This is a genomic window from Neisseria sp. HMSC067H09 (genome assembly GCF_001814135.1).
Classification (GTDB): domain Bacteria; phylum Pseudomonadota; class Gammaproteobacteria; order Burkholderiales; family Neisseriaceae; genus Neisseria.
Map to the genome: position 1 here is coordinate 1 of NZ_KV814948.1, position 8,744 is coordinate 8,744.

Genomic DNA, 8,744 nt, shown 5'->3' on the forward strand with positions numbered 1-8,744 from the left:
CCAACTTTTGGGGTGCAGTTCAGTTTTCAGACGATCTCTCATGACGGCTCGTCTGAGTCAAACAGGCTTTTGCATGCATACAGCAGCCCGCCCGCCAATACGGCAAGGCCCACCGCCGCCCAATAAGCATCGGCATAGCCGACCGCCTTTGCCAGCCGCAGGGCGGCGAAACCGGCCGCGTAACTGCCGAGCAGAACCACGGAAAATTGCAGGCTGCTGTCGAGTGCGGCGGTGGCGCTGTCGGATTTGTCCATCACCAACGCCAGTATCACCGGCAGCAGCAGCGTGTAGCTCAGGCTCAGGGCGATGATTTGCGCGGGCGGCAGCCAAGGGTGGACGCGGGCGAGCGCGTCGATGGCAGTCATGGACGCCAAAAGCGGCAGTTGCAGCGCGTAGAGCAGGAACACGAGTTTGCGGCGCGGATAATTGCGCGAAAACCAGCCCGACAGCGGCGTCACAATCAGGCAGGCAACAGGAATACCCACCGCCAGAATCCCGCCCGTCTGCTTCGGGGTAAAGCCCAAATCCGCCAGCTTGGGCACAAAAGTCGCCGCCGCAAACGCATACGGCGCGGCGACGGCAAACAGCAAAACCAGCCACCGCCAGCCCGTTTCAGGCTGCCGCCAAAAGGAGACCAGCCGCGCCGCCAATGCCGTCAAACCGCCTTGCGCCGTCGGACTTTCCGGCTCGCGGTAGCACAAGAGTTGCAGCAATATCAGCAGGGTAAACGCCAGCATAAATCCCGCCGCCGCCGTCTGCCCGTATTCCTGATACAGCCACAACACCAGCGCGCCGCCGATCATCTTGCCGCCGCGCGCCGCCATCGTCTGAATCACGCCGCCGAAGCCGCGTTCGCGGTGCGGCAGGACGATGCACGACAAGCCCAGCATCGCGCAGCCGTACACCGCCGACATCGCCGAGAGCAAAACGCAGCAGGCCAGAAGCAACGGAAAATTCCGTGTCATGTCGGTGCAGGCCATCAGCCCGAACACCGCCGAAAGTCCCAGCGTCGCCGCCAGCAGCCAGCCGCGAAACCGCCCGAACCGCCCCGCCGGCCGCCGCTCCATCAGCGCGGCAAACAACACCTTCGCCGCTTCGATACCGCCGATTAAATGTATCCAGCTCAGTTGGTTCAGGCTGTAACCGTGGTTTTTCAAAATAGCGACCAGCGCGACCAGATAAAAACCGGTCAGCGTGAATTTGTAGGTGCTGCCGCCGATAAGCAGCAGCCAGTCGCGCGGGGCGGGGAATGTCGGGGTTTGTTGGGACATGGATGGCTCCCTATTGCGAGTGTACGGGAATGATGTGGGTGCCGTAGGTCGTCTGAAAAACGTTTCAGACGACCTACGGCTCTTCTGTTTTACATTTTCAAGCAGTTTTTCAGACGACTTTCGGGGGCTGTCTGAAATGGAAAAAGCAGCCCCTTTTTATCCTTTCATCACCCGAAACGTCAGATTAATCCGCGGCTCTTGGATGCGGGTGCTTTTTAGGATGGTGTGCAGCCAGTGTTTCTGCGTTTCGCCATGCATCACAATGAGCTGGCCGTGTTCCAGCCACATTTCGCGTTTTTCCTTGCTTTCTTTGTGTTTGAAGGCGAATTTGCGCGTTGCGCCGAGGCTGAGGGAGGCGATGGCACTGTCTTTGACCAACCCCTGCCCTTCGTCGCTGTGCCACGCCATGCCTTCGTTGCCGTTGTTGTAGCGGTTGAGCAGGCAGGAGTTGAAGCGGGTGGGGCAGATGTCGGCGATGGCGGCTTCCACGCGGTTTTTGAGTTCGAGCAAGACACCATTCCACGGCAGGGCGATGCGGTTTGCGCCGGAATAGCCGTAGTTGTAGGACGTGTCTCCGTACCACGCGACTTCGCGGGCAGTGATGATGTGCTTGCCGAATATCACGGCTTCGTCGTGCCGCCAGGGAATATCACGCTGCAAAATTTTAAAATAACGGTCAGCTTCGGCGATGGTGAAAATCCGTCCGAAATCGCTGACGATGCCGTCGTAGGGCAGAAGGTTGGCGTGCGGGTTGGCGGTTTCGGGGAAGAGGTCAAGCGTCATCAGCATCTCCCAATTCGTGCGCCAATATCGCCATTTTACGTCCGCGCTGCCAGCGGTAGCCGCCGATGATGCCGCTTTCTCTGATGACGCGGTGGCAAGGGATGAGTACGGCGACGGGGTTTTTGCCGATGGCGGTGCCGACGGCGCGTGCGGCTTTGGGCGAACCCATGCGCTGCGCCACCGTGCCGTAGCTTTGCAGGCTGCCTGCGGGAATATCGAGCAGCGCCTGCCAGACTTTGAGCTGGAAGGGTGTGCCTTTGATGTGCAGGGTAACGCGGCCGCGCTGTGTGCGGAAGATGTCGGCGGCTTGTCGGTGGAATGCGGTTTCCTGCCCGATTAGGCGGGCGTTCGGATATTCGGCGCGCAATTCGTTCAGGGCGGCGGAAGGGTCGTCTGAAAAACGCATGAAGCAGATGCCTTTGTCTGTTGCCGCTGCCAACAGGTCGCCAAAGGGGCCGGGAATCGGGCTGTAATTGATTTGCAGGCCTGCTCCGCCGTTTTTGTATTCACCCGGAGTCATCTTTTCGATGCCGACAAATAAGTCGTGCAGCCGCCCCGTGCCGCTCAGTCCGCCGCAATGCGCCGCTTCCTCCACGCTTTCGCTGTTTTTCAGGGCTTCTTTGGCACGGCTGATACTGATGTGTTGCAGCATTTTTTTCGGGCTGATGCCCGCCCATGCGGAAAATTCGCGCTGCAAATGTTCGGGACTGACGTGCACTGCCGCCGCCACCTGCGCCAAATCGGGCTGCTCGGCGGCATGGTCGTAAAGGTATTCGATGGCGCGGGCAATGCGGAGGAATTGGCGGGTTTGATTTAAGTTCATAAATTATCCTGTCGTTGTATGGGATAGGATAGCCTGAAAGCCGACAAGAAACGACCCGATTGTTGATGGAAAGATTGTTTGTCTGTCTGAAATTCATCAATAATCGGGTCGTCTTTATATCGCGGCTTCCTTAAACTTGCATCGTCTTTAACCGCATATGTAAGGAACGTTATGTCAAGCTTATTGAATTTGAACAATAAAACCGCCGCCGTTATCGGCGCGTCGTCGGGTATCGGTCGCGCGGTTGCACTGCTGTTGGCGGAGCACGGCGCAAACGTTGTCTTATGTGCCCGCCGTGCCGACAAACTGGAAGAAACCGCCGCACTGATACGCGCACGCGGCGGACGGACTGTTGCCGTGGCAGGTGACGCAGTGCTGCCTGAAACGCACGAAGCCGTCGTCCATGCGACAGAGCGAGAGTTCGGCAGCTTGGATATCGCCGTGAACAACGCGGGCATCATCGGAGCGTACAAACCCTTGGCAGAACTTTCGCCCGAAGAGTGGCGGGTAACGCTGGACGGAAACCTGACTGCTGCCTTTCTGGGCGCGCGCAGCCAAATTCCCGCTATGCTCGCACGCGGCGGTGGATCGATTGTGTTCACGTCCAGCTTTGTCGGCACCAGTTGTGCCCTGCCGAACAAAACCGCCTACGGCTGTGCCAAAGCCGCACTTGCTGCTCTGGCAAAAGGCATCACCGCCGATTATGCCGCCCAAGGTATCCGCGCCAATGCCCTGCTTCCCGGCGGTACGGATACGGAAATGATGACTACCGACCCGCAGCAGCGGGCATGGGCGGAAGGGCTGCATGCGGTCAAACGCATCGCCCGACCCGAAGAAATTGCCGCCGCGATTTTGTTCCTCGTCAGCCCGATGGGCAGTTTTGTAACGGGTACGGCGTTGTTTGCGGACGGCGGAAATTCGGCGGTGAAGTAAGAGACCGCCTGAAGATTACACGCTTCGGCTCAAATCTGCCAAAAACGCCTGCCGCTGTTCGTCGGTGGATTTGTCCATATTGCCGAAGTTGAGCCAACGGCGTTTGGCGATACCGATGCCTTTGAGCGTGTGTCCCACCATCGCTTTGCCGATGCCGTTGCCGCCAAACCATTTCAGATACCATGTGGGGGCGGTGGACGTGCTGATGACCAGTGCTTCTTTGATGTGGGATAGGTTGCCTTTCAGGCCTGTGGCAGTGGGGATGTAGGCGAATGTTTTTAGGAAAACTTTGTCTTCAAATCCTTTGACGATGGCGGGCATATCCGCCCACCAGATCGGAAAGATAAAAAGCAGGCGGTTGGTGGTTTTCAAGAGTTCCTGATAATGCAAAACCAGCGGGTCAAGGGCTTTGCCTTGGTTGAACAGGGCAAGCTCTTCTTTGGTGTAGGCGGGGTTGAAGCCGTCTGCGTATAAGTCGATCAGCCGGTATTTTTCGCCTTTTTCGTCCAACAGTTGCTGCACACGCCGCAAAATGCCGTAATTGAAGCTTTGATCGTACGGGTGGGCATAAATGATTGTGGTAAATGACATTTTTGTACTCCTGAAAGTCAGTTGCCGAGTTTTCCCATGCTATCAAAAGAATGTCGGTTTGCTCAAATCCGTATCGGGCAGGCAAGGCTGAATGATATAGTGGATTAACTTTAAACCAGTACGGCGTTGCCTCGCCTTTGCTCAAAGAGAACGATTCTCTAAGGTGCTGAGGCACCAAGTGAATCGGTTCCGTACTATATGCACTGTCTGCAGCTTCGTCGCCTTGTCCTGATTTAAAGTTAATCCACTATAAAGCCGCTGCCGGAGTATGGATTCTGTTTTCAGACGACCTTCAACGCTTCTTCCGCCCGCAGCAGGGCGGTTTGCTCGTCGGCTTCGACGATGTAGTTCACGCCCAGCGCGGGGGCGAGTTTGGACGATTGTTCGCGGAAGAACGCCAGTTGCGCCGCGTCGGGTTCGATGAGGAGCATGGCGGCGCAGCGTTCGGCAAGTTGCGGCCGGTGTGCCTTTATCCATTCGATGTAGGTTTTGCGGTCGGCAATGCGCTGTTCGTCGCTCACCTGCCGCCGCATGGGGGTGCAGACGGTGGCGAAGCGGTGGTTTTGGTCTAACAGGGTTTCGAATTCGGCCAGCCAGTCGGCGAAGTCGGCGACGTGGGTCAGGTCGGTCAGGTAGATGGTGCCTTCGGGCAGAGTTTTGGCGGGGGTGAAGTAGTGCATGGGGTTCCTTTGGGTGTTTTGGGGGTTGGGCGCAGGTTGGATATTGTTGATGATTAGACTTCTTGTGCCGTCATTCCCGCGCATGCGGGAATCCAGACCCATCCGCACAGAAACTTATCGGATAAAGAAGTGTCTTCGAGTCTCCATTCTGGATTCCCGCCTGCGCGGGGGTAGCGAAGCGGACTTGCGTAAGCTAATGACGGCAGTCGGTTGTTACGGCCGTTTCAGACGACCTTCGTTATTCCAGTAACCGTAGGTATAGGGCATTGATGCCCGACCTACGTTTTTTCAGACGACCTCTATCATTTCAGCACCGCCTAAAACTTCCATTCCGCGCTCACGCCGACGCTTCTGGGGCGTTGGTAGAGCGCGTCTTGGCGGTCGGCGCTGGAAATGAATATGGGTCGGCGGCGGTTGAGCACGTTGTCGGCGTAGAGTGAGACGCGGCCTTGTTTGAAGTTGTAGGCGGTGTAGAGGTTGACTTGGTTGTACGCGCCGATTTTGCCTGATTCGGCATTGTCGGCGGCGGAGTAGTAGCCGCCGTAGAAGCGTACGTCGCCGCCGGCTTCCCAACCTTTGTCGTTCAGGTATTTCACGCCGATGTTGGCGGTGTATTTGGGCGCGCGGCCGAGTTTGTTGCCTTCGATGCCGCTGTCGGGATAGCTTTTGATTTTGGTGTTGAGCAGCCCCAGTCCGGTGGTGAGTTTCAGGCTGTCGGTCGCCTGCCAGTCGGCGGCGAGTTCTGCGCCGTAGGTGTGGACTTTTTTGGCGTTGCGGATGACGACGGAGTTGGTGCCGAGATAGAAGGGGAGCTGCATGTCGCGGTAGTGGTTCAGGAACAGGTTGCCGGAGAGTTGCAGGCGGCGGTCTGCGCTGCGCCAGCGGGTGTACCACTCGTAGTTGTTCACATATTCGGGTTCATAAGTGTAGGTTACGACGGGGCGGCCGAAGGTGATGCCCGCGCCGCCGGGGTTGTAGCCGCGCGCGGCTTTGATGCCGCTGACCCATTGGTCGGTGGGTTTGAAGGCAATGTCGATTTTGGGCAGGAAGACGGTCTGGCCTTTGTCTAAATCGAGGTGCAGTGCGCCGCTGCCGCCGCTTCGTTTGTGCGTTTCTTTTTCAAGGCGGGCGGCGGCCGTGATGTCCCATTTTTCGCTGGGGCTGTATGTGGTTTCGGCAAACAGGGCGCGCACGCTGTTGCGGTCGTCAAAGGTGTTGCGGCCGCCGACGCTGCGGATATCTACCCATTCGTCTTGTTTGCTGCGGAAGTAGTGCAGCCCGGCAAGGCCTTTCAGACGACCTTTGTTTGAAAAATGCAATACCGGTTCCCATTGCAGTTCGCGGCCTTTGAGTTCTGCGGGCACGCCTTGCGGGCTGACGGTCATCGGCAGGTGCAGCCGCTCGTTGTGGTAGCGGCCGTAAACCAGTTTGTTTTCCAGCTTCAGGTAGTCGTTAAGCTGCCACGATACGTCCCAGATGCCCGATGTCGAGCCAGTTACGAACACGGGCTTTTCTTTTAAAAAACGGCGGCTGGCGGTGTTACCCATGATTTCGTTTTGCGGCGCGCGCGAACGGATGTGGTTCAGCGTCAGGCGGCTGTAAAAATCGGGATGGTTTTCGGGCGTGAGCAGGAGTTTGAAGCGCACGTTGGTGTTTTCCACGCGGCGCGGGTTGCCGGTCGGCTCATAGGACACGAATGGTTCGTAGCTTTCGCGCTGCTGCCGCTCCGCGCTCAGGCGGAAGGCAAGGTTGTTTTTCACAATCGGGCCGGACACTACGCCGGCGATGTTGCGCGTTTTCTGGTTGCCCAAACCCAAGCGCAGCGCGCCTTCCCATTCATCGGTCGGATCTTTGGAACGCATCACCACCGCGCCCGCCACTGCGTTCTGCCCGCGCACATGGCTTTGCGGCCCGCGCAAGACTTCCACTTGCTGCATGTCCCACAGCGACTGCGTGCCGAAGGCGAATTCATTGTAAGTGGCGGAGCGGTCGTCTATGGACAGGTTCAGGCGCGGCCGCGTGCCCGCGAAAAACGCCACTGCGCCGACAGCGGGGCCGGAGCCGTCCACGCCGCGCACGGTCGGCAAATCGTTGCCGCTGCCCAAGTCCACCGTGTTCACGGTTTGTTTCAGCAGGTCGGTCGCGGAAAGATTGTGGCCGCTGCGGTCGATGTTGGGCGTGGTGAAAACGCGGTTGGACGTGGCGGTTTCAAAGCCGCTGCGGTTGGTGCGTTCACCGGTGACGACGACTTCTTCCAACTGCACTTGTTCCGCACTTTGCGCCGCATCGGCGGCATAAATCCATTCGGAGGCAAAGGCGGCGGCAATCAATAGGGGGAGGCGGCGGAGGGTGTGTTTCTGCATTTCCTTATCCTTTCAGACGGCATACGTCGGAGCGGATTGACCATCAGGCAATCCAACCGCTCCGTCAGTATGCAAATATTTGTTGTTTACACATTTACATAAAACAAACTATTAATGTAAAGTATAAGAAACAAAAAACAGGAATGCAAGTGTTTATCATTCACTTTACATCCCCCTTTCTATAGTGAACCATCTCAAAACAATTCCCTCTCCCATTCGGCGGGAAAAGGTTGGGGGAGGGCGATTCTGCGGCCTTTATGAATTTGGCTTGCTAAGCATCCGACAGCCCCCTCATTCGTAGGGCGTAGCGGAGGGACAAGGAAAGAGGTCGTCTGAAACACCGCCGTATTGCCATTGCCGCCGTGGGGAAATATGATGAGTATCCGACTTGCGGATAACTTTAATGAAACCCTTTATGAACAAAATCAAAACCTTTCTACCGTCATGACCGCCAGCAAACAACAAACCATCGCCGACACCGCCCGCCGCCTGTTCCGCGAACACGGCTTTTCCGCCGTATCCGTGGGTGGAATCTGCGCCGAGGCCGCCGTCAGCCGCGTTACCTTTTACAAATATTACAGCGGCAAAAACGCGCTCTTGCAGGCAATCGTTACCGAACAGAAAAACCGCGTCCGTGCCGAATTTGAGGCGCTGCTTGCACGGCAATGCAGCCTGCGCGAAGCCGCCGAAGCCGTGTTCGCCCTGCAACGGCAGTCGTTCGACGAGCTTTATTCCGCCGCCTTCCTGCGCGACATCGAAGAAAACACCGATTTGGAGCTGGAGCGGTTTTTCCATGAGTTGAACGAAGAAAAATACGCCTTTATGCGCGGTTTCTTCCACACCCTGCAACAACGCCGCCTGATTCAGCCCGATTTGCCGGTGGAACTCATCGACCTGTTCATCCGTCAGGCGGATATATTGATGCGCCATCCGCAACTGGCCGCGCTTTATGCCGCTGCGCCGCAAAAGCTGCCGCAGGACGTATTGGGGTTGTTGCTGCACGGCTTGGCGGGAGAGGGCAATGAACGTCTGGGATGATTGATCCGTGGATAGCCAAAAGAGGTTTATCATGTTTGACAAAACGTCGTCTGAAAACGGATTGCCCGTTTTCAGACGACGTTTCGGATGTTTGTCATATCAAAATACAGTAAATCGGGGTTGGGATAAGCAGCCGGCTAATTATCAGCCGATAAAGAGTTTTCTCAAATATCTACGGTTTGAGGGGAACAGGCAATATACCGTCAAACCTGTGATGAAAGGATGGCTGAAATATAGTGGATTAAATTTAAATCAGGACAAG

Annotated in this window: 8 protein-coding genes and 1 pseudogene; 3 read left to right on the forward strand and 6 right to left on the reverse strand. The window is 56.9% G+C overall.

The window, feature by feature from the left end:
* Positions 1–38: 38 nt before the first annotated feature.
* The 3 genes from HMPREF2954_RS10740 to HMPREF2954_RS10750 all read right to left on the reverse strand — a co-directional run bounded on the left by HMPREF2954_RS10740 (position 39) and on the right by HMPREF2954_RS10750 (position 2,877).
* On the reverse strand, positions 39–1,271 hold the full coding sequence (locus HMPREF2954_RS10740; protein WP_045072457.1) for an MFS transporter: 1,233 nt from the start codon (positions 1,269–1,271) through the stop codon (positions 39–41).
* A 156-nt stretch (positions 1,272–1,427) separates the two neighbouring features.
* Positions 1,428–2,054, reverse strand: coding sequence for an alpha-ketoglutarate-dependent dioxygenase AlkB family protein (locus HMPREF2954_RS10745; RefSeq protein WP_070689142.1), 627 nt, complete (start codon positions 2,052–2,054; stop codon positions 1,428–1,430).
* Positions 2,044–2,877 carry a bifunctional transcriptional activator/DNA repair enzyme AdaA gene (locus HMPREF2954_RS10750; RefSeq protein WP_045072460.1) on the reverse strand — a complete coding sequence of 278 codons (834 nt, stop codon included), beginning with the start codon at positions 2,875–2,877 and terminating at the stop codon, positions 2,044–2,046. The genes HMPREF2954_RS10745 and HMPREF2954_RS10750 overlap by 11 nt, the downstream gene beginning before the upstream one ends.
* A 171-nt stretch (positions 2,878–3,048) precedes the next feature.
* On the opposite strand from HMPREF2954_RS10750, the gene HMPREF2954_RS10755 reads away from it, so the two are divergent.
* Positions 3,049–3,810, forward strand: coding sequence for an SDR family oxidoreductase (locus tag HMPREF2954_RS10755; RefSeq protein WP_045072462.1), 762 nt, complete (start codon positions 3,049–3,051; stop codon positions 3,808–3,810).
* A gap of 15 nt (positions 3,811–3,825) precedes the next feature.
* On the opposite strand, the gene HMPREF2954_RS10760 is transcribed toward HMPREF2954_RS10755, so the two are convergent.
* The 3 genes from HMPREF2954_RS10760 to HMPREF2954_RS10770 all read right to left on the reverse strand — a co-directional run bounded on the left by HMPREF2954_RS10760 (position 3,826) and on the right by HMPREF2954_RS10770 (position 7,444).
* Positions 3,826–4,401: an NAD(P)H-dependent oxidoreductase gene (locus tag HMPREF2954_RS10760; RefSeq protein ID WP_045072464.1), complete on the reverse strand. Its 576-nt coding sequence runs from the start codon at positions 4,399–4,401 to the stop codon at positions 3,826–3,828.
* Positions 4,402–4,682: 281 nt separating this feature from the next.
* Positions 4,683–5,081 carry a hypothetical protein gene (locus tag HMPREF2954_RS10765; RefSeq protein ID WP_045073289.1) on the reverse strand — a complete coding sequence of 133 codons (399 nt, stop codon included), beginning with the start codon at positions 5,079–5,081 and terminating at the stop codon, positions 4,683–4,685.
* 317 nt (positions 5,082–5,398) lie between these two features.
* A complete protein-coding gene (locus HMPREF2954_RS10770) occupies positions 5,399–7,444 on the reverse strand; it encodes a TonB-dependent receptor (protein ID WP_045073287.1) in 2,046 nt (681 codons plus the stop codon).
* Positions 7,445–7,888: 444 nt separating this feature from the next.
* On the opposite strand from HMPREF2954_RS10770, the gene HMPREF2954_RS10775 reads away from it, so the two are divergent.
* Positions 7,889–8,482: a TetR/AcrR family transcriptional regulator gene (locus tag HMPREF2954_RS10775; protein ID WP_045073291.1), complete on the forward strand. Its 594-nt coding sequence runs from the start codon at positions 7,889–7,891 to the stop codon at positions 8,480–8,482.
* Positions 8,483–8,513: 31 nt separating this feature from the next.
* Positions 8,514–8,744 (forward strand): annotated as a pseudogene (locus tag HMPREF2954_RS13130) (hypothetical protein); the annotation flags it as partial.